Below are 20,621 nucleotides of genomic sequence, written 5' to 3' on the forward strand. Positions count from 1 at the left end.
CCGGGCAGGTAAAACTATCCGGGTTTTCTTTCATTTATTCACATGCAGTTTTTAATACACTTCATACTTACACTATCTGTACTGCTGGTTCCTTCAGAACTTCAAAAAAACCGGAAGGCTACTACCCTGCATGCTTTTCATACCTCATTAACCGAAATACAGTACAATGCCAGAGAGAAATCGCTTGAGGTAACTATCCGTATGTTTACCGACGACCTCGAAAGCGCGCTAACCAAACTTAACAATGGCCAAAAAGTTATGATTGGGGGTAAAAACGACAATAGCGATGCCCTGCTGAGCAAATATGTGCAACAACATTTTGCCATTATTAGCCCACAGAAACAGAAAAAAGCCATGCAGTATCTGGGCAAAGAACCCGAAGGCGATGCCACCTGGGTGTATATTGAAATACCCGAAGGGCAAACGCTTAAAGACCACACCATCTATAATGACCTGATGCAGGAGTTATTTGACGACCAGACCAACCTGATTAACTTATTCTACGGCAGCAATAAAAAAACCTTTCTCTTCAACTCAAAAATCAAGAGTGCGGCCATTGAGTTTTGATTTTTAGCATAGACTTTAATACCTTTAAGGAATCAACCTTATCTGTAATAATATCTATGAAAAATCCACTACTACTATTGGTTTTTGCCACCATTTGTCTGGCTGCTACCGCGCAAAAAAATAACCCCAAAAAAGAAGAATGGGAGCAAATGTTTAATGGCAAAGACCTGAACGGTTGGGACATTAAAATTGCAGGCCAACCACTAAACGATAATTACAAGAATACTTTTAGAGTAAAAGAGGGTATTCTTCAGATAGCGTATGACGAATACGAAGCATTTAACGGAAAATACGGCCATCTATACTACAATAAGCCCTATTCTTATTACAAACTTCGTTTTCAGTACCGTTTTGTAGGTAACCAGACCAAAGGCGGTGCCTCATGGAATGTCCGTAACAGCGGTGTAATGTTGCACTCGCAATCAGCAGCCAGTTTGTCTTTCGGACAAGACTTCCCCGTTTCTCTTGAACTACAAATGCTGGGAGGCTTAGGCAAAGGCGTGCGTCATACGGCCAATCTTTGTACGCCAGGCACGCAGGTTTATATAAAAGGCAAACTGAATACCCAACATTGCATTGACTCGTGGTCTAAAACTTATGACGGCGACCAATGGGTTACCATAGAAGCACTGGTACTGGGTGACTCGCTGATACAACACCTGATTGATAATAAAGTTGTTTTTGAATATGAAAGGCCTCAGATTGGCGGAGGCTTTGTAAGCAACGATTATAGCTGGAAAGACGCCCACGTGGATGAGGCCGCGGCTCAGGAATGGATTAAGAAAGATGGAACACCTTTAACCGAAGGGTATATAGCCTTGCAGGCAGAAAGCCACCCTATTGAGTTTAAAAAAGTTGAAATACTAAACCTGAAAGGCTGCATGGACCCAAAGGCCGTCAATTTCAAATCATATTATATCAAAGCTGATAACACTTTGTGTGAGTATAAGAGATAGCAGCTTTAAATTGATATATTGATTAGGGTTTTCTGAAGAGAATTTTCTTTAGAAAACCCACTGAATTTACGCCACTCCAATTGAAACATCTATTTGCCGGTTCCTACAAGGCTTGATTTTTTATCATCTCCTGATGCTTTTCTTAGCTTTCCGTAGTATGTGCTTGTTCTTTCGCTGATTTTATCATTATCAAACCAGATTCGGCCTGTATTGATAGGAATCAAGACTCCATCATCATTACCTTCATCTTTTTCCTTCATATAAAGACTTTCCTGGAAATTTTTAATTTCTTTGTTTACAGTTAACTCCCCTGAGAGAATTTTTAACATGACATAGTCAACACCAGAGGCTGTTCCATAAGTTTCCGAAAAAATAGTAAATTTCTTACCATTACCCGATATGAAGGACCCCAATCCAGAACCATTATCGCTATCTAAATTACTATAATCAATAAATACTGTTTTCCCATCTGAACTTTGGTCATAAAAACTGTAATAATACGCATTAATTATTTTTCCTTTTTTCCACGAGTCTTTAGAGCCATAAGGGCTTAATAATTCCAAAGGCTCCACAACATAATTCCCTTCAATATTTGGAGGAATCCTCCCTTCATTAATAATCATTCCTTTAGAGCGCGCATCATCAATTATTCTCTTAGGCACTATTTTTTGCACTTCCTCCGAAAAACCCACAGTAGGGTCATCTTTTTCTTTGCACGAAATGACAATAATTATGGACAGAGCCATTACAAAAAAAGTAGTTTGTTTCATGTTTAATTTAAGTTTAGTAATCCTACATTATATCTTAATTATAATCTGTAACTGTTGTTGTTTTCTACTCCGAAAAAAGTGTAGAAGTGAGAAACCGTGGCTAACATTATTAAATACCAATAAACAAAGAAAAGTTACATCGACTTATATTACTTTTCTTTGTTTATTCTCAAACATCTCTTGCAGAAAATTAACATTTTTGATTTTGGAAATGGACAAAAAGCTTTAGCTGAATCAACCATAAAGTGCTAGCTGACAAGGATTACATTATTTGGGACAGATCTCAATTTTGTTATCTTTGAGATTACAATAAGTTACCTGTTCAGAATAAAATCATTTTCCTTAATTGCCTTTTTAATATCGGTTAGTACGCAGATTTGTTTAGCTCAAAAGAACTTTACAGAGTTTAAATTAATTACCGTCAGCAGTGATACGCCGACTGCTTATATTGACAACTATGAATGGATTATAAACCCTGGTCAGATTTTGTTCAAGGAAAACCCGGAATAAGCTTGTGTTGTCTATACCCCAGACCAGATTTCCTGATTAATGTCTGATGTAAACAATGAAGATTATCATTCAATCGTTTTTTTGGCTGAGAAACCCATTAGAATCAAAAACAGGATTTTGTACTTCAATCTGCAATAGAATAGAACGAGTGGGAAAAAATTTAAGCCTGTTATCACATTTGAGGAAACTCTTTCTGATGGCAATGTATACTTTCGATAATGGAGAGAACCCTAATTTATTATCAAAAAAGATGGTGAACTCACAGTGCCCATCTTCCATGTTGTTGAAACCAATAATTTTTTACTTGCTGGATTTAGGCATGGTATTAGTTCAGCAACCTACAGAACTGGAATGGCTTACTGCTAAAAAGGAATTAATGTAAATCTTTTGATTAGTTTTATTTATGACATTGGGTACCTTGAAACATTTATAATTTTAATTGTCATATACTAATGCCACTTACGGCGGGTTTATTACGTATAATCAAAAATACCTAAGTATATAATAATCAGGTGTTTAGTTGTTGAAATGTAAAATTTTACGTTTATTCGCTCTATAATATTTCAAGTTATATACTGAAATATTTAAAAATTGCTCAATATCATTGAATACTGGGACGCCAGGGTTATGAAAACTAAACTATTACTAACACTTCAGTTTGTTATTATTGCCGGGATTAGCCTTGCCCAGAGGAATTTTGTTAGGGGTAGGCTGATAACCGCCAAGAACGATACCCTGAGCGGATATATTGATTATAAAGAATGGATTAAGAGCCCCCTTGAGATATTTTTCAAGCGAGAACTGAACCAACCCAGTTTTGTTTACGGCAGCGCAGAACTGAACGGATTTATCATAGATTTTAATCAGGAAACTTACGCTTCATTAAGTTTTTCTATCGAAAAATTCCCCCGTAACGGTAGCAAAGAGGTGTTTCCAAGCCTGGCAGCCTACGCCAACCGCAATAAAAAACTAACGCAAAGAAATGCTTTTGTAAGAGTGCTGGCTTCTGGGAGGGCTACGCTTTATTACTTTGTAGATAAAGACTCTGAAGAACATTTTCTGGTAAAAGTTCATAACAGACTTGAGCCTTTGGTGTACCACATCATAGAAACCGGAAACCAGACAGCCAAATTAAAACAGTATCAGATTCAGCTGGAAGAAATGCTGGCAGACGCCTGCAAAAAGTTGCCCATTATGAATACTGATTACTATGCAAAAGACCTCAAGAACCTGATAGATAGTTATAATGATTGCTTCAGGATTGTTACACAGCCAGAAATGGGTCTCAACAACCATGGAAAATGGGAATATGGCCCAGTAGTGGGTGCCGGATATTCGCAGATTATGCATATTGTTTCAACCTCTGTGCCGCCTAATTATGTTTACGTAAAGGGTAATGGCAATTTAACGCCAGCCGGAGGAGTTTTTCTAAACTACGTTTTCGGGCGTGGCCGTGGCAAATTTGCAATTGTTAATGAGTTACATACATACGCCCTCAAAAGCACAGCTTCCGATGCCGAAAGTCGGTTCCACTATGATATTAGGTATCTGGGGCTTCAGAATCTGTTCAGATATACATTTTATATCGGCAAACCTTCGGTTTATGCACTGGCGGGAATCTCGAACGCAATGATTATTGCCGACAGAAGTGTGATTGAAGATAAAGACAGAGGTCGTACAGACCTCAACAACGCCTTTGACCGCAAAACCGAACAGGGCATAATTGCCGGTATAGGTGTAAGCAATAAGAGGTTGATACTTGAAGGACGTGGCTGCTGGGGTAACGGCTTCTCTGCGCAGGTGCTTAGTTCGGCGCCAACCAATAGATATGAGTTACTGGCCAAATGGAATTTTGGTCATGTACGCCGCTAACTGTCCATTTGTTATACCAGCAAACCGTCGGTCAGGCTCTTCCATTGTAATTTACTGGCGCCTAAAATGCCACCAAAAGCAACAAAGGTATTTCTGATTTTATCTATTAGCCCCACGCCTTCAATATTGGGTTTCTCGTTACGGCCATGCACTTCTGCTTTTAGCTTCATTTCTTTACGTTTCACAATAAAAGTATTGGTGGCGGCGTCATCAAAAAAATGGGCGGTTTCTTCTTTCCCGGCTTTTTTCTGCGGATTAGCCGAAGGCCTTATGGTTATGGAAATAAATTCCTCATGCACGCGCTCATCTTCCACGATATCTTCAATTATTACCCAATCGTACCCCTCGCCAGAAGTGTTCGTAGGGCCGGGTATTTCTATTTTTATATAATCACCAACCATGGGTAAACGGTCTACCGGTTCAGCGCGGGCGTCAATGAGTTTAAACTGCAGATTATCGCTTCCTATCACTTCATGCCAATGGTTCACAGCCAAAAGTCTTTGTTTTGAAATCTGAAATTGTGCCTTTGCCTGCTTTTCAGTTGAAAAACTCTCTTCTGATACGGTATCGTAAGATGTCCCTTCTCTTTGTGTAGGAATGGTGGGTTTCATAAGATGTCTATTTTATGTCTCTGTTTCGGGGTTTGAAATAACTTACCATAGTTACGATAAAAACCTGTGCCAGTGCAGCCTGCGCATTGTTCAGTATCGCCATTTCACTTAAATAATGTTAAATAGTTGCTGATGCCACTGTGTTGACTTTGAGATGGAACCAATATATCCGACTTTAGCAAATGAAACCTAATTTATAAACAAACACCATGCGCAAAGCACAATTACATGCCATCTGGATTTACTATAAGGGTACAAGCCCCTTTACTTTAATGGTTAGCCTGGGGCTTTTATACACTTATTATCAGTTTAAGGATGGCGCTTCACTGTTTGTCTTTTCAAAAATCATTACGCTTGTTTTAACGGCAATTCTACTGAAATTTTATTATAAAACTGATGCGTTTCTGTTTTATGAGAACCTGGGTATTAGACAGAACCAACTTATACTTTTTACCTTGATTTTGGATTGGCTTTTATTTTTGACCTGCCTGTATTTAACTGCATTGATATGACGAAAAATCTACTTGAAGCTGACAGTATTTATCTTGAATTTGGGGCACGCAGCATTCTCTCAGATGTATATGTAAGAGCCGAAACCGGTAAGGTGACTGGTTTTCTGGGCCGTAACGGCTGCGGCAAAAGCAGCCTGATGAGAATTATATTCGGCTCGCTTCGGGGCAATTTTCAATCGGTTCGTATAAACGGCCAGTATAAACGCACACTGTTAACTTCGCCGGGGGCTATCCGGTATCTGCCGCAAAAAGCATTTATACCCAAACATTTAAAAATTGAGCAGGTATGTAATTTGTATGAAGTGAATCTGAAAGATATTATAGAAGATTTTCCAATATTTGATAAATATAGCAAGCAGAAACTGGGGGCTCTTTCCGGTGGAGAAATAAGGCTCTTTGAGACAATGGTTATTCTGAAGTCAGCAGTAGCATTTGTTATGCTTGATGAACCCTTCTCTCATCTAATGCCTCTTCATGTTGAAAAACTGAAAGAAATAATAGCAAAAGAAAAACTTAAAAAAGGGATTATCATTACTGACCATCTATACAGGCATATTATGGATATGAGCGATGATTTATATTTAATAAGAGAAGGAAAAACCTTTCAAATAAATTCACAAGATGACCTGATTCGCCACGGGTATATGCTTGAAAAGGATAGCTAAAGTATCAGAAATATCGTAGGTTTTTTATGCAAATCAGGCTTTTGCTTTTTCCATTCTTTTACCGGCAAAGTTCTAATCAGTTCGTCTTCAGCTGTAATGTTGGCAGCAATGCACAGCAATGTTTCCGCACCCATATTTTGCAGCACGTCATCCAGCATCTGGTTGTTACGGTATGGGGTCTCCATAAATATCTGTGTCTGGCGCTTATTCTTTGCTGTTTGTTCCAGACTTTTAAGGGCTTTCACTTTGGCAGCTTTTTCAATAGGCAGGTATCCATGAAAAGTAAAGCTTTGCCCGTTAAAGCCTGATGCCATCAATGCCAGTAAAATGGAGCTCGGCCCCACTAAAGGCCTGACTTTATAACCCAGCTGATGGGCAAAGCCAACAGCAACAGCGCCGGGGTCGGCAATACCGGGGCAACCGGCCTCGCTTATGATGCCTGCATCAGCTTTTAGTTTTTTCAGTTGAGCCAATGTCTGGTCTTGTGGTGTGTCTTTGTTTAGCTCATGAAACGTAAGCTCCTCTATCACCTTCCCAACCTTCAGGCTACTGATAAACCGCCTGGCAGTACGTATATCCTCAGCAAAGAAAATATCAACCTTTGTAATTACCTCAACTATCTGGGGTGCCAACACACTGGTCTGTGTGTCGGGGGCCAATATGGTCGGAATCAGAAAAATATTCATCTTATGTAACAGGTAATAAAAACTAAAGGCATATCATATATGTATAGACAGGGCAGCCTTTATGGCTTAATTATTTCAGTTTCATCCGGTTTATCAAGAGTCAGAGCCTGATGATATTGATTGAGCCTCCACATAGATAAACCTATTAAAACCACATAAATAACCGAAACGGCATAAGCCAAATAAATAAAGAACTCGTGATAATTGATACTTTTCTGAAAGAAGTTCTTGTAAAAGAGTACCATAATGCTGCCCAGATATGCGTAATAATCGGCAAAGGTAATCATAAAACCCACAGTACCCGAACGTTTGAAGGCCGCAATCATCCGCTCAAAATAAAGACTATTACACATGGCATAGGCCATATACAAGCCAAGCCCCAACAACGTGAGCCAGACAACTGGCGATATTACCCCTTGCTGATAAAGCAAGGTACTTAGCCCGATCAGCGCTCCACCCACAAGCATGAGGCATTGAATAATAACAAAAGCCTTGTAGTTGTTCTGCACCCATCGCATGGCGGCCATCATCAATAACACAGCAATAGCAATGGGTATTTCTGTCTGGGTAAAAATGGCTGAATTATTTCCATAGCCCAAGGTTTTCCATATTTCGGGAGCAAAGTTATCACGAAACTCGCGGAAGGTTGTAAGCAAAATATAAGAAACCACAAAAATGGTAAGGGTCAGTGTAAACTCATTAATAAATGCTTGCCTGTCTGACCTCTGCATTGGCTTTCGTTCCGACCTACTAGCCTTATCTTTCTCGCTGGGCGGTGGTATCTGTCCCATTAGCCATACGCAACAACCAAAAGGCAGCATCATAATGGCGCAAGCCACAAATGGCATCCAGAACTCGCTTACTTCCAGCGTGGCCATAACCCATTTACCAATGCTTTTGGCAAAGCCGGAACCCATAATAAAAGACGCCGTTAGCACGGCCACAAGCAGGTCGGTTACACGCCTGCCTTCCAGAAAACCAAGCATAATACCATACACCATACCTAAAGGCAGGCTGGCCAGAAAAATAAAAAACAGATTGTAAGGCGCCGGAACCCAGGCAAAAAACAGATAACAAACCCACGACAGCAAAATAATGAACATCAGATTACGGGCTCTGCTGGCAGGCGCCATTTCAGACACATATTTGATACCCAAACCTTTAGATACTGCAAAGCCCAAGACCTGAGCCGTAATGATTAGTATTTTATAATGAATGCCAAAGAAATAAAGGTCATCATAAGTAGCGGCAGTGTAGGCGCGCCTGAACGGATAAAAGCACAGATAAGTAAAAAAGGCAGCTATGGAGGTAAATACAGCAAATGCTGTTGAATTAACTGCCAAATATGCTTTAAGTTTGTTCATTTGGTATGAAGTGTAGGGTAAATAAGGAAGCCTTGCTGCCGGTGGCAGAAAAGATTAATTAAATTTTCATAGATGTATGTTCATGCAAATTTGAGAATTCCGAATGAATTACCTAATTTTACATCAAAAAAATAAGCTTTTATTCTAAGCCACAATGAGAGAGATACAATTTAGAGAAGCCCTGCGCGAAGCCCTTTCAGAAGAAATGAGACGTGACGAGAACGTTTTTCTGATGGGTGAAGAAGTAGCCGAATACAACGGTGCATATAAAGTAAGCCAAGGAATGCTGGACGAATTTGGCCCTAAACGTGTGATTGACACTCCTATTGCCGAGCTTGGTTTTGCCGGTATTGGTGTAGGAGCAGCAGCCAACGGTTTACGTCCGGTTATTGAGTTCATGACGTTTAACTTTTCTTTGGTGGCTATTGACCAGATTATTAACTCAGCAGCTAAAATAATGGCCATGTCAGCCGGGCAATATACCTGTCCGATTGTATTTCGTGGGCCAACCGGTAATGCCGGGCAGCTGGGTGCGCAACACTCACAAAACTTTGAAAACTGGTTTGCCAATACGCCCGGTTTAAAAGTGGTTGTACCGCATAGCCCTTATGATGCCAAAGGTTTGTTGAAATCATCTATCAGAGACAACGACCCGGTTATTTTCATGGAGTCGGAGGTGATGTACGGTGATAAAGGTGAAGTACCACAGGAAGAATACCTGATTCCGCTTGGCAAAGCTAATGTGATTCGCGAAGGTTCTGATGTTACCATCGTTTCTTTCGGAAAAATGATTCCGCGTGTGGTTTTACCTGCCATTGCTGAATTGGATAAAGAAGGTATTAAGGCTGAATTGATTGACCTGCGTACAGTAAGACCTATCGATTACGCTACTGTAATTAACTCTGTGAAGAAAACCAACCGTTGCGTGGTAGTAGAAGAAGCATGGCCATTGGCGGCTATTTCGTCAGAAATCACTTATCACTTACAACGTTACGCTTTCGATTACCTGGATGCGCCCGTTATTCGTGTTAATAACATGGATATTCCTTTGCACTATGCACCAACTTTAATTGAAGCTACATTGCCAAACGTAAAACGTACAATTGATGCTGTGAAAAGCGTATTGTACAAAAAATAAGCGTTTGTAAAATATATTATAAAGCAAAAATCTCCGGAGGGGTCTCCGGAGATTTTTCATTACCGGCCTATTCTGATGCCGAAGGTTGTCAGATTCTGAGACCAGTTCATATCAACAGTTTCATAAGGCGGAAACTTACTCCGCGTATTGCGGCTCTGGAAGAAATTATTGACATCTCCCTCGAGAAAAAAAGTAAACGCCTTGTAGCCCAGGTTCAGAATTAAGCCGTAACGATAAGGGTTATCTTTGCTTTTTATAGGGATTTTTACATCCTGCTGGTTAATTGATTTTATCTCAGGGTAAATCTGGCTACCGCCTATTAATCTTCCTATATAAGCTCCGAAACCGAAATGAAAGGTTTTCTGGTTTGAATTACCATAGAAATTAACAGTGGGTATTATCTTGAAATTGATATAAAACAAAGATTGATTGTAAGCCGATTCGGCTTTGGGGCCAGCAGTACCCACCAGGTTATCTATGGTATAATAGTTACCAGCAGGCGACGGCCTGTAAACGGCCACGGTATCAAACCCGGCAACATTGGTATTGCTGGCCCGCAGCAGGTATGAAACCCTGTTATTGATGTCGCGATTCAGGTAATACCAGCTGATATCAAATCCATAATGTAGTAATAGTTCTTTTCTGCCTGTTTGTATAAAACTTTCCTGACGCATGAGCCCAATACTTAAATTTGGCGATGCGAACGTCTTTTGCCTGAATAAATCTGATGTATTTTTGTAGGGATTATACACTGAATTTCCTCTTTGCAGATACCTGGCCGAACTAAAACCAAATGACAGATTCAGATAGGTGTTTCTGGTAAGCCTTTGCCACGGAGTAAGCCCCTCTAACTCTTGCTGGCGGGTGGTTTCTTTGGTATAGGTATTGCCTTCGTAGTCTTGCCTGATACTGCGTCTGACATTAGAGGGCATCTCTTCCAGATCCTGATTCATTTGTCTTACAATGCGGTTCAGGTCATATTTTTCCAGCGCCTTCAGGTCTTCCTGTGTTGCGCCCCACAATACAATCTTTTTTCGCTTGCCTATATTTACCACTATTGAGTCTATAGTTGCACTGTTTATCATTGCAAAGCCATAGGTATCAGTACCTACAACCAACAACAGCAGCAAAAAGAACTTCTTCATGGCAGGTAATACATTAAAGATAAGAAGTAACAGGTGTGTTTATGCAAGCCAGATTCAAAACCCGGTTATTGTCAGTAACAGGCCATTATTTAATGGTGGAATCGGCAGGTATGGATTCATTTTTGAAACTCTGCTTCACAAATGCCCATATCTTATTAGGCTTGTTAGGGTCTGCGGCCTCAGGGGTTTTATCAACCTGCCTGGCAAGGCGTGCCTGGCGGCTTTTTTTCTTCTCTTTTGGCGCAATTACATAATCGTCTTCATCTTCAGGAATCTCCAGTATAGCTATCCTTTCCCGCTTAGTAGGGGCAACTGCCGCAGCAACTTTATCAACAGGCTTATTGGGTCTGAATATAATGGGGGCGTCAAAAATAACAGGGCGTACATAAGCCGGCTCGTTTCTTGATGTTACATTGTTGTAGCTAAACTCCTGCTCGCCGTCTTCAGTAGTTACCAGATTATCAAACGCTTCATTGGTGTTTTCGTTTGGCTCCTGCACAAATGGTTTCACTTCGTTTAAAGACCGGCCATTCTTTTTATGCGCTTTCCGGCCCGTATTCTGCTCTTGTGGCTTATCTTTCAGCGCTACCAAAGCAGATTCATTAAACCGGGCTTTTACTGAAGGCGGTTGTGAAGATTTAGCAGATGGTGTATGACGAGGCTCCATTTTATTGGCCATTATGCTACTTTTGTCTGCAAGCACCCCATAAACTCCGGCAAGGCCAAGCATCACTATTCCTGCTGCAGCGGCTTTCCACCATCCGAAACGCTTCTTAACCTCTTGTTTTTGTTCAATGTGCTGCCACACCCTGCTTTTATCCCAATCGGGGCTAAAGTCAGAATTCTCAAGATTTTCTCTGATTTTACTATAAAAGTTCTCTGTTTGCATGACTTTTATTAGCTATTTGTAATTTCTTTTGCAATAATTTGCGTGCATGGTTCAACTGCGACTTTGAGGTTCCCTCGCTTATCTGCAGTTGCTCTGCAATTTCTTTATGTGTGTAACCTTCAATGGCATACAGGTTAAAAACCGTACGGTACCCATCGGGTAATTCGGCAATCAGCCTGTAAATCTCCTCTGTCGAAATTCTGTCGAGTATATGATCATCAACTGGTACATCCACCGCTTCACTTTCAGGCATCAGATGAAAACTTGCCTGCCGGCGCAGTAGCATTAATGCCTCATTCACCACAATTTTTTTCATCCAGGCCTCAAACGAACGCAGGTTATCGAATCTGAAATGGATAATGCCATCAAAAATCTTCAGAAACGAATCTACCATTAAATCTTCGGCCAGCATTCGCTCACGTACGTAACGGTACGCAATCCGATACAAAAAGCTGCCATAATGCTCAAAAATTTCTTTCTGGGCAGCAGCGTCTTTTTGTCGCAGACGTTCGATTGTAGAGGTTAGAATCAAAGTTTAAACGTGGCTTTTAGTGTTAATGCGTAAAAGTGCCAAAAAGTTGTATCAGCCAATAAAAAAACCTGAAATTAAACAAAAAATAAACCTTATGCAGGAGAAGAGCCGGGTATAAAACCCATCATTGAGTGATTCTGAAAAAAGCAGCAACGGCTTTCGCCGCCTAGAGGAAGAGAATGTAGAAGGTATTACCCTTACCCCTCTCTGATACCGGAGAGAGGGGCATTAAGGGTTATTTTTTATTTACTACGTTGAATCGCTTTCAGCAAAGACGTGTCATCGGTAGTATCAAGCGCTATTTCCCATATCATTACACCTCCACAGCCACGTTTTTTGGCCAGTCTGGTTTTGTTTTCAATGGTGATTGTTCCGTTGTAGAAAGCGCCTTTCCAGTAATCATCGTACGCGCTGGCGCCGTCTTTGATTAAATCGCTATAACCCGGACCATAGTTACCCATACCTTTTTTTGAATAGAAGGGTAGGCCCAACACGGCTTTGTGCGCTGGCAGACCGCGTTCTTTAATCCAGTAGTCAAGACTTTTTACAGCTAATGAGTACGGCGAGTGTGCAATAACATAACTCGGGCCGTAATCAGCGTCATACGCCATCAGATTCAGCCAGTCCATCTTATCAAATGCTGCTTTTTTGATTCCTCCACCCGTTTTGCCATAAGAAATAACGGCTGCGGTAAGTTTCTTGCCTTTTTTATGCAGGGAATCTGCCAGCTCTGAAACCAGACTTACATAATGGTCGGCTGACGGGCTGTCTTCATCCGGATACTCCCAGTCTAAATCTACTCCATCAACACCATAAGTTCTTACAAACTGCAAAACGTTTCTTACAAACGTATGGCGCCCATCGGCGCGCTCGGCCATTTTATGAAAACGGGTGTCGTCTCCGCCCCCATCGCCAATACCCCAGCCCCCAATAGAAATAAACACCGATTTTTTATGCTGATGTGCCACTTTTACCAGGCTTTTCAGCGACTCAGGATTACCCAGTGGCAACAGGGTATCTCCGGTTTTAGCCGGAATGGCAAACGAATAATTGATATGCGTAAGCAGGTGCATGGGCAATTTTTCAGCCGGGATGGAAGGCGTGTAATAACCTACCACCTTAAATTCTTTGTTTTGTGCAGATGCAGCATGTGCCACTACTGAAAGCATCAGTAACGATAATAACCACGATTTAACTTTCATTTTTCTTTGGATTTGGTTTTGCATTTATTCAATTACCAGCCAGGTGTAACCCTCAGCCGGTAGCTGAACTGTTATTTCAATAGAATAATCACGGTTTAATAGATAAGCAGTTGTTTTGCCGTTTTGTTCTCTTACTTTAGCTACTCTGGTTAAGCCCGAAAAATAGAGCGGCAGCTTAATTCTACGGCTGATGTTTTCTTTTAGAGGATTATACAGCATAACCAGGCCTTTGGTTGCCAAAGCAGGATTCACGTGCATGATACCGTCCCAGTCGCGGCCGTCCGGGCGCCGCAGATGTATGATGTCAGAATTAAGGATATCTCTGTATTTTTTATACCATTTAATGGTTTCAGTTACCACTTTTTTTGTTTCCGGGGTATCATATAACCGAGGGCCACGATAGCACGCCTGTATGCCTGCTCCGTAATACTGCATCATGAGTTGTTTGTAGTCTTTCAGATGCTCGCTCAGAGGCTCCAATACTGCTTCGGCTCCGCCACCCTGGTATTTGGTGAGCGGCACAAAACCCCAGCCCATTGAAGGAGTTTTATCCCAGGTGCCATCAAAAATATTCTGGCGGTTCAGTATTTTCTGTTGCTCTCTTGACAGCGAAAAGTTAACCTCTCTGTAACCCAGCGCAATTTTGTGTGAGCCATCCATAAAATACCAGTCGGGCGCGTTAATATAAACACCACGGGCATTGAGCCATTGATAAAACTCTTTTTGCATTTGCATCTGTACCCATTGCGAATCATCTAAACCTTTGTGGCCGGGGTGGCTGGTAGAAGCGCACACATCGCCCGGATACGGGCCGTCATGTTCCAGCAGGTCAAATCCGGTTTCGCTGATAAACTTTTTCAGGCTTTTGATATAATTGATTCCCCACTCACTGGCCAGACAAGGCGCATGGCCAAAGAAAGCGCCTTTATCAGGCAAACCCGTTACGGGGTCTATTACGTCGTTCGCATCATCAATCCGCCTGCTGCTGAATAATGAATAGCCACCGAGTTTAATTCCTTTACTGTGCGCGTAGTCGGCCAGTTCTTTAAACTTCCGGATGTTCGCATCTGATGCGTCTTCCATATTCAGGCCGCTGCCAAAGCTCAGTATCACCATTTCGTAGCCGGTTTCGGCACATTGGTCAATTACACCTTTCACGGTGGCAGGGTCTGTGCTGATGAGGTGCATAAAGATGGGGTTCTGGGTTGTCCAGGGTGCAATGGCTCTATACATTTTCCGGCGGGCCAAACCGTTTCTTTCCCTGTCGTAGCTGTCAAGAAGCAGTTCATACGTGCGGATGGATTTATAGCTTGCTCCGGATGCCAGGTCTATACCTACGCCTAAAGTCGGATACACCTCTACCACACAAGGGGTTTCGAAATTGTAATTCACCTGCGATGTATAGGTACTGTCTATCTTCCAATGTGTGGCCTGGTCTGAAAGCTCATAGCGCATGGCATTGTTGTAAGCATAGTTGTTTTCTATGTATAGCTTTTGCGGTTTTTTCATCTTCTCAGGCTTACCTACTACCGCCGATTCTTCTTCTGGTGTGGCCAGAACCTCATTTACAACCTGTGCCAGCCTGAATGCCCCCTTCGATTGATTACTGATAGTAACCCATTTACTAAGCAGCGGGATACCGTCAAAAACTTCATAATGCACTGCTACCTCGATACCTTTCAACTCTGGCAAACCAGACTGAAAGAACAGCATAAGGCTCTTACCTTTGGGTTGCTTTGGGTTGGCTGTCCATGTAGTGGGTTTCCAGTCAAAATGAGGTTTTACGTCTCCTGTTTCATAACGCACAAATTTGAAGTCGTCCGGCCCGGCTGTTAACCCTGGTATCCACTCTTCCAACAGATATGCGTGTTCTTTTTGCCCGTATAGTCCACCTACATTAAAGGTCTTGCCATTGATAACCACCCGTGCCTCGGGTCTCACCGAACGCACAAATTGTTCGTTGGTTGAAAGGTTTTTGAAACTGACGGTGGCTGCGTTTGGGCTAATTTTTATCCGGCGGCTAATCAATCCGTTCGTAATTTCAAGCATCTGTCCGTTCTGCAAAACATTCACTTCACTTTTTTGCATAAAAGGACGCACCAGCCAATCTTGATTGGGGGTCTGGGCGAATGTCTGGCTGACAGCCAACAGACCAATAAAAAGCAGATTGTTGAGGGTCTTACGGTGGCGCATATTATTTATGGGCATTAGTTAGTTCATAAGTCCAGGCATACTGGCACGGAATAGTATTAGGGTTTAACTGCGGAGCAACTATGGTAAGCACTTTGTTTTTGTATGTAAACTTAATATCGCCGTTAAAACCCAGCAATTTTACTTTGCTTGGTTTTTCTATATTTTCAATTATGATGTTATCCTGCCATTTGCTGCTAATGGCATAGATATTAGCAGCTTTTTGGGTGAAATGCATCTTTGAATCTTTTGCATAGGCGGGGGCTTTGTCCCATTTGCGCGAGCCATAAATGGCTTCTCCGTTTACCTTCATCCAGTCGCCTATTTCTTTTAATCGTTGCTGCATAATAACCGGAATCCTGCCGTCGGCTGTCGGCCCTATGTTAAGCAGAAAATTTCCTCCGCGCGCAACAATATCTACCAGTTGGTGCACCAGTTGCTCGCCTGTCTGGTAAACTTCCAGGTTTTCATTGCGGTTATAGCCGAAAGATTCTCCAATACCACGGCATTCTTCCCAGGGTCTGGCAAATCCATTGGTCGGCAAATTGTCAGTGCCGCCATGACCGTACTCAGACGTATAAAAACTGCCATGTTTACTCTTTGTATCATTACCCCAGCGGTCGTTAACAACCACACTGCTTTTTACGGGCGAATCATTATAAAGCCAGGCCAGAAACTCTTCGCTTTGCCAGGTTTTGGCAGGGTGGTCCCATTCTCCGTCTGTCCAAAGAATATCGGGCTGATATCTGGTTACGAGGTCTTTCATTTGTGGAATCATCCGTTCGTTTACATACTTGTTTACATCGCTTTTATAAACCGGATTAAACCATTCGTATAAAGAATAATAATAGCCCATGTGCAGATTTCTGGCCTTTACTGCCTTAGATAAATCTCCGGCCAGGTCCCGGTGCGGGCCCACATCAACGGCATTCCAGTTCCAAGACTGGGCACTGGGCCAGAGCGTAAAACCCTCGTGGTGCTTTGAGGTAAGGACTACATATCTGGCACCGGCCTGCTCAAATATCCTGGCCCAATCTTCAGGTTTAAACATTTCTGCTTTAAACTGCTGCACGAAGTCCTGGTACGAAGCCTTGCCGTAGTTTTTTTCATGAAACGCTACAAACTCTTTATGAATTTTAAGATTAGGCGCGAAGAGGCGCTGCCAATACCATTCGGCGTAGCCACTGCCAAAACCGTCGGCATTAGAATTGGTTGCCCAGGCAGGAACAGAGTAGATTCCCCAGTGAATAAAGATTCCGAACTTGGCATCCTGAAACCATTCTGGCGTGGGGCGCTGGTCGAGGCTATTCCAGTTGGGCTGATACTGGGCGTATGTTTGCAGACCTACCAGTGTTGTTAGTATTAGAAGGTATTTTTTCATGTTTATAGGTTGAATAAAGGCGTGCCGCGGTTTGATGCCGCAACACGCCTGAGTACCTGAATTAACAGGTTATTATTTTATTCATTACTTAGGAAAATGGCTCTTTGCCATAAATACCTTGCCGCCGTCGTCGGCCAGCGTAACGGAATAACTGAAACCATGCTGAATAGAATAGGCACCGTATTCGCCCTGTTTATTAATGGCAATAAAACCTACCTGAAAGCCTTTGGCTTTTTCAGGGTTGATTTTTACAATACGCTCTACGGCTATTTTGCAGGCCTCTTCAGGCGTTTTGCCCAGGCGCATCATTTCAACCACGAGGTGGGTACCGGCAACTCTGATTACCTCTTCTCCCTGGCCAGATGAAGTGGCAGCACCGACTTCGTTATCCACAAACAAACCGGCACCAATAATGGGGGAGTCTCCTACCCTTCCGTGCAGTTTAAATGCCATACCGCTGGTTGTACAGGCACCTGAAAGGTTACCTGAGGCATCCATGGCAATGGTACCCATGGTATCGTGGTTGGCGGTACCGTCTTCAAAATAACTTGGGGCAAACGGGCCGCTACCATTTTTACGGGCTTTAATCTGCTGTTGTTCTATATTGATAACAGGTTTGTATTCAGACTTCTTCAACCATTCCTTGTAGGTCTTTTCAGCATCCGGCGATAACTTATCAGGCTCTTTTTTGAAACCATTTTCTAAGGCAAACTGTAAGGCGCCGTCGCCTACCAACATTACATGCGGGGTAGTTTCCATCAGTTTGCGGGCTACCGAAATAGGGTGTTTGATGTGCTGCAAAAATGCTACTGAACCGCAGTTGGCTTTTTCGTCCATAATACAGGCATCAAGTGTTATTTTCCCGTCACGGTCAGGATTCCCCCCCAGCCCTACACAACAATTAATGGTATCTTCGATTGAATTGGCTGCTACCTCTACGGCATCAAGCGCGCGGCCGTTCTTTTTCAACACTTTCCAGGCCTCGGCGTTTACGGCCAGGCCGCTGTCCCAGGTGGAAACCACAATGGGTTTGCCGGCTATGGTTTTTGTGTTAGAAAATGCCCTGCTTGCCGACAGGAATGGTAAGCTAAAAGCCGACCAGCGTATAAATTTTCTTCTCGATTGCATTATTTTGTTAGTATTAGGTTATTGAGCTTCTTTTAATATTTCACAAATGTACGATCAACGGTGCCGTTATCATAAAAATCAAGTACGGCATAGGCAGGCTCGAAGTCTCTGAAAGAACCTTTCCACCAATTACCTGAAACCGCCCCGTTATTATAATGCGATACCCCCTGATAGCTAAGCGCCTCCTGCATGTGCAAATGCCCGCTTAAACAAACCTTTACGTTTGGATAATTTCTGAACAGGTTCACTAATGCATGCGCATCGGTATGAATTAAATAGTGCGGTTGCTGCAGGTCGCCGTTTTCGGGCACTTTATCAAAAAACAAACTGGCTGCCGCTGATAAAATGGGTATATGAGAGGCCACACAAATATGCTGCTGTGCCGGGGTAGTGTCGAGCTCTGCCTTTAGCCATTCCAGCTGCTCAGGGTCAATCTGACCCATAAAGCCGCCCTGTGGATAAAGCTGGGTAGAGTCTAGCATAATGAATTTCCAGCCTTTTTTTGTAAATGTGTAATACCGTTTGGGCATCCGGAACTCTTCTACAACCCATTGTTTACCATAGAGGTTGTCGCCTTTTAAATCTGCTGTTTTATTAAACCATCCCCATATATCATGATTACCGATGAGATGTTTAACTTCCAACCTGTTGTTTTCTTTCAATAACTTGCTGAAAAGGTTGAACTGTTGGCGGGTACCTTGTTTGGTGTTTTCAAGTGCGTCTAATATGGCATCACCGCCATTGATTATAAAATCCGGCCTGGGAGTCAGCATATTCGCACTTTGATAAGCTCTGGCCATGCCGGCTTCTGCCTCGCGAATGGGTGAAACATGCACATCTGACAGGTAGGCTACCCTGAATGCCTTTTTACGGGCAGATGCTGCGTTTGGTTCAACTCCGATCATGGTTCCTGCAATTGCACTATTTTTCAGAAATCGGCGGCGGTTCATATCCTGTTATCTGTTAATTTTCAACGCCCATGCATAGCTGTTACCTGCGGATTTTCTGGCTTTTTCCGGAATCTCAACTACTATTTTACCATCCTTTGCCATCCATTTTATTTTCTCCTTGCTGCCCAATAAACTTACGGTTGCCGTTTTGGCCAATGTAAGTTTACTGATTTCAATACTGGCAGGAAGCGTTTCGCCTTCATCAGCCCTATAAATGGCATAAGTAGTATTGCCATTATGCGTAAACACCAGTTTGTTTTGTTTACCCAGTTCGTTGTCACCTCTTGTATTATAAATGGCTTCCCCATTTACCTGCATCCACTTACCAATTTCTTCCAGACGCTGATACGCCTCTGCATGGAAATCTCCCTCAGGGCCCGGCGCAATATTTAAAAGCAAGTTACCATTTTTTGATACTACGTCGGTCAGAATATGAATTAATTTTCTGGCCGGTTTAAAGTTCTCTTTTGGTATATAACTCCATGAATCGCCCATGGTCATACAGGTCTCCCAGGGTATTGGCATGTAATGGTCCGGAATCTGCTGCTCAGGCGTTACGTAGTTTTCAAATTCGCCACTTACGGTTCTGTCTACTACCAGCAAACCCGGCTGATGGCTTCTTGCCATTCCGGCAATGCGCGGCATATCGATGTCCTGGTCGAAAGGAATGGTTCTCTGCCATGAAACTGTGGAATCGATAGTACTGAACGGACGTACCCAACCCCCATCAAGCCAGAGGATATCCATCTTGCCGTAATCGGTCATCAATTCTTCAATCTGGTTGTAGGTAAATTGCTTGAAAGCCTTCCATTTTTCAGGATATCTGGCCGGATGGTACGACGGATTACGGTCTTTCGGTGGGAAATATGACCACCAGTAATCGTTAGAGTGCCAGTCTGGCTTAGAGAAATAGGCACCAATCATGAAGTCGTCTTTACGGAAAGCCGCAAAAACCTCTTTGGCAATGTTGCTCTTCGGGTTAGAGGCAAAAGGTGTATTAGTAATTTTATAATCGCTTTGTTTGGTGTCAAACATCGCAAAACCATCGTGATGTTTGGTGGTAAAAACCAAGTATTTCATACCTGCATTTTTAGCTGCGGCAGCCCATTTGTCAGGATTAAACTGAATGGGATTGAAAGACTTCGGCAGGTCTTCGTATGCTTTTTTGTACTCATACCAGTTGTCTTTGAAAGGGCCTTTGCGTTCGCACCAGCCTTCGTCTTCAGGGCAAAGACTCCAGCTTTCTACAATACCCCATTTGCTATAAGTGCCCCAGTGCATCATTAAGCCAAACTTTACATTCTGCCACTGGTTTAGTTTTTCTTTTACTTTGGGGTCGGTGGGTACAACATATTTATCATGATTCTGCTCTGAGTGTTGCTGAGCAGAAAGTGTGTGCGCCAAAACGGCAATGATAAGTGTGACTAGCGTTTTTTTCATTTTACTTATAGTGAGAAAAGAAAGTTTAGAGCTGCAAAGGAATTGGCACTTTCTGAGTCTTGTTTTCTTATTCTCTTGTTTATCAATAATAATTACTGGTTATGGTTTATACA

General features: G+C 42.4%; 19 protein-coding genes. 6 read left to right on the forward strand and 13 right to left on the reverse strand.

Annotated elements, in window-relative coordinates; all coding sequences use genetic code 11:
• Window positions 1-42: 42 nt before the first annotated feature.
• Window positions 43-567 (forward strand): DUF6702 family protein, encoded by a 525-nt coding sequence (locus NZ848_RS08720; protein WP_253529944.1) that lies wholly within the window; start codon window positions 43-45, stop codon window positions 565-567.
• A 56-nt stretch (window positions 568-623) separates the two neighbouring features.
• Window positions 624-1,523, forward strand: coding sequence for a 3-keto-disaccharide hydrolase (locus tag NZ848_RS08725; RefSeq protein ID WP_253529948.1), 900 nt, complete (start codon window positions 624-626; stop codon window positions 1,521-1,523).
• Between the two features lie 89 nt (window positions 1,524-1,612).
• Here the strand turns inward: NZ848_RS08725 and NZ848_RS08730 are convergent, their stop codons facing one another.
• Window positions 1,613-2,293: a hypothetical protein gene (locus tag NZ848_RS08730; protein ID WP_259015166.1), complete on the reverse strand. Its 681-nt coding sequence runs from the start codon at window positions 2,291-2,293 to the stop codon at window positions 1,613-1,615.
• Between the two features lie 565 nt (window positions 2,294-2,858).
• On the opposite strand from NZ848_RS08730, the gene NZ848_RS08735 reads away from it, so the two are divergent.
• A complete protein-coding gene (locus tag NZ848_RS08735) occupies window positions 2,859-3,185 on the forward strand; it encodes a hypothetical protein (RefSeq protein WP_259015168.1) in 327 nt (108 codons plus the stop codon).
• Between the two features lie 245 nt (window positions 3,186-3,430).
• A complete protein-coding gene (locus NZ848_RS08740) occupies window positions 3,431-4,675 on the forward strand; it encodes a hypothetical protein (RefSeq protein ID WP_259015169.1) in 1,245 nt (414 codons plus the stop codon).
• A gap of 11 nt (window positions 4,676-4,686) precedes the next feature.
• Here NZ848_RS08740 and NZ848_RS08745 read toward each other — a convergent pair whose 3' ends face one another.
• Entirely contained in the window at window positions 4,687-5,286 is a 600-nt protein-coding gene (locus NZ848_RS08745; protein ID WP_259015170.1) for a hypothetical protein, read from the reverse strand.
• A 508-nt stretch (window positions 5,287-5,794) separates the two neighbouring features.
• On the opposite strand from NZ848_RS08745, the gene NZ848_RS08750 reads away from it, so the two are divergent.
• A complete protein-coding gene (locus NZ848_RS08750; protein ID WP_259015171.1) occupies window positions 5,795-6,463 on the forward strand; it encodes an ATP-binding cassette domain-containing protein in 669 nt (222 codons plus the stop codon).
• On the opposite strand, the gene NZ848_RS08755 is transcribed toward NZ848_RS08750, so the two are convergent.
• Entirely contained in the window at window positions 6,460-7,149 is a 690-nt protein-coding gene (locus NZ848_RS08755) for an SAM-dependent methyltransferase (RefSeq protein ID WP_259015172.1), read from the reverse strand. The two genes, NZ848_RS08750 and NZ848_RS08755, sit on opposite strands and share 4 nt — an antisense overlap.
• Before the next feature lie 59 nt (window positions 7,150-7,208).
• Entirely contained in the window at window positions 7,209-8,513 is a 1,305-nt protein-coding gene (locus NZ848_RS08760; RefSeq protein ID WP_259015173.1) for a DUF5690 family protein, read from the reverse strand.
• Window positions 8,514-8,667: 154 nt separating this feature from the next.
• On the opposite strand from NZ848_RS08760, the gene NZ848_RS08765 reads away from it, so the two are divergent.
• The gene (locus NZ848_RS08765) at window positions 8,668-9,651 is read left to right on the forward strand and encodes a pyruvate dehydrogenase complex E1 component subunit beta (RefSeq protein ID WP_253529973.1); all 984 of its coding nucleotides are present in this window, start codon (window positions 8,668-8,670) and stop codon (window positions 9,649-9,651) included.
• 59 nt (window positions 9,652-9,710) lie between these two features.
• Here the strand turns inward: NZ848_RS08765 and NZ848_RS08770 are convergent, their stop codons facing one another.
• The 9 genes from NZ848_RS08770 to NZ848_RS08810 all read right to left on the reverse strand — a co-directional run bounded on the left by NZ848_RS08770 (window position 9,711) and on the right by NZ848_RS08810 (window position 20,508).
• Window positions 9,711-10,796, reverse strand: coding sequence for a hypothetical protein (locus NZ848_RS08770; protein ID WP_259015174.1), 1,086 nt, complete (start codon window positions 10,794-10,796; stop codon window positions 9,711-9,713).
• An 85-nt stretch (window positions 10,797-10,881) separates the two neighbouring features.
• On the reverse strand, window positions 10,882-11,685 hold the full coding sequence (locus tag NZ848_RS08775; protein ID WP_259015175.1) for a hypothetical protein: 804 nt from the start codon (window positions 11,683-11,685) through the stop codon (window positions 10,882-10,884).
• Window positions 11,663-12,217, reverse strand: coding sequence for an RNA polymerase sigma factor (locus NZ848_RS08780; RefSeq protein WP_101724364.1), 555 nt, complete (start codon window positions 12,215-12,217; stop codon window positions 11,663-11,665). Before NZ848_RS08780 ends, NZ848_RS08775 begins: the two co-directional genes overlap by 23 nt.
• Before the next feature lie 242 nt (window positions 12,218-12,459).
• Window positions 12,460-13,419 carry a glycosyl hydrolase family 18 protein gene (locus NZ848_RS08785; RefSeq protein WP_253529984.1) on the reverse strand — a complete coding sequence of 320 codons (960 nt, stop codon included), beginning with the start codon at window positions 13,417-13,419 and terminating at the stop codon, window positions 12,460-12,462.
• Between the two features lie 24 nt (window positions 13,420-13,443).
• The gene (locus NZ848_RS08790; RefSeq protein ID WP_259015176.1) at window positions 13,444-15,627 is read right to left on the reverse strand and encodes an alpha-galactosidase; all 2,184 of its coding nucleotides are present in this window, start codon (window positions 15,625-15,627) and stop codon (window positions 13,444-13,446) included.
• The gene (locus NZ848_RS08795; protein WP_259015177.1) at window positions 15,614-16,990 is read right to left on the reverse strand and encodes an alpha-L-fucosidase; all 1,377 of its coding nucleotides are present in this window, start codon (window positions 16,988-16,990) and stop codon (window positions 15,614-15,616) included. Before NZ848_RS08795 ends, NZ848_RS08790 begins: the two co-directional genes overlap by 14 nt.
• A gap of 84 nt (window positions 16,991-17,074) precedes the next feature.
• A complete protein-coding gene (locus NZ848_RS08800) occupies window positions 17,075-18,118 on the reverse strand; it encodes an isoaspartyl peptidase/L-asparaginase family protein (protein ID WP_259015178.1) in 1,044 nt (347 codons plus the stop codon).
• Between the two features lie 32 nt (window positions 18,119-18,150).
• Window positions 18,151-19,068 (reverse strand): metallophosphoesterase, encoded by a 918-nt coding sequence (locus tag NZ848_RS08805; protein WP_259015179.1) that lies wholly within the window; start codon window positions 19,066-19,068, stop codon window positions 18,151-18,153.
• 6 nt (window positions 19,069-19,074) lie between these two features.
• Complete coding sequence (locus NZ848_RS08810) at window positions 19,075-20,508, reverse strand: alpha-L-fucosidase (protein WP_259015180.1); 1,434 nt, start codon at window positions 20,506-20,508, stop codon at window positions 19,075-19,077.
• Window positions 20,509-20,621 lie beyond the last annotated feature (113 nt).

Source organism: Emticicia fluvialis (assembly GCF_024793945.1).
Taxonomy (GTDB): Bacteria; Bacteroidota; Bacteroidia; order Cytophagales; family Spirosomataceae; genus Emticicia; species Emticicia fluvialis.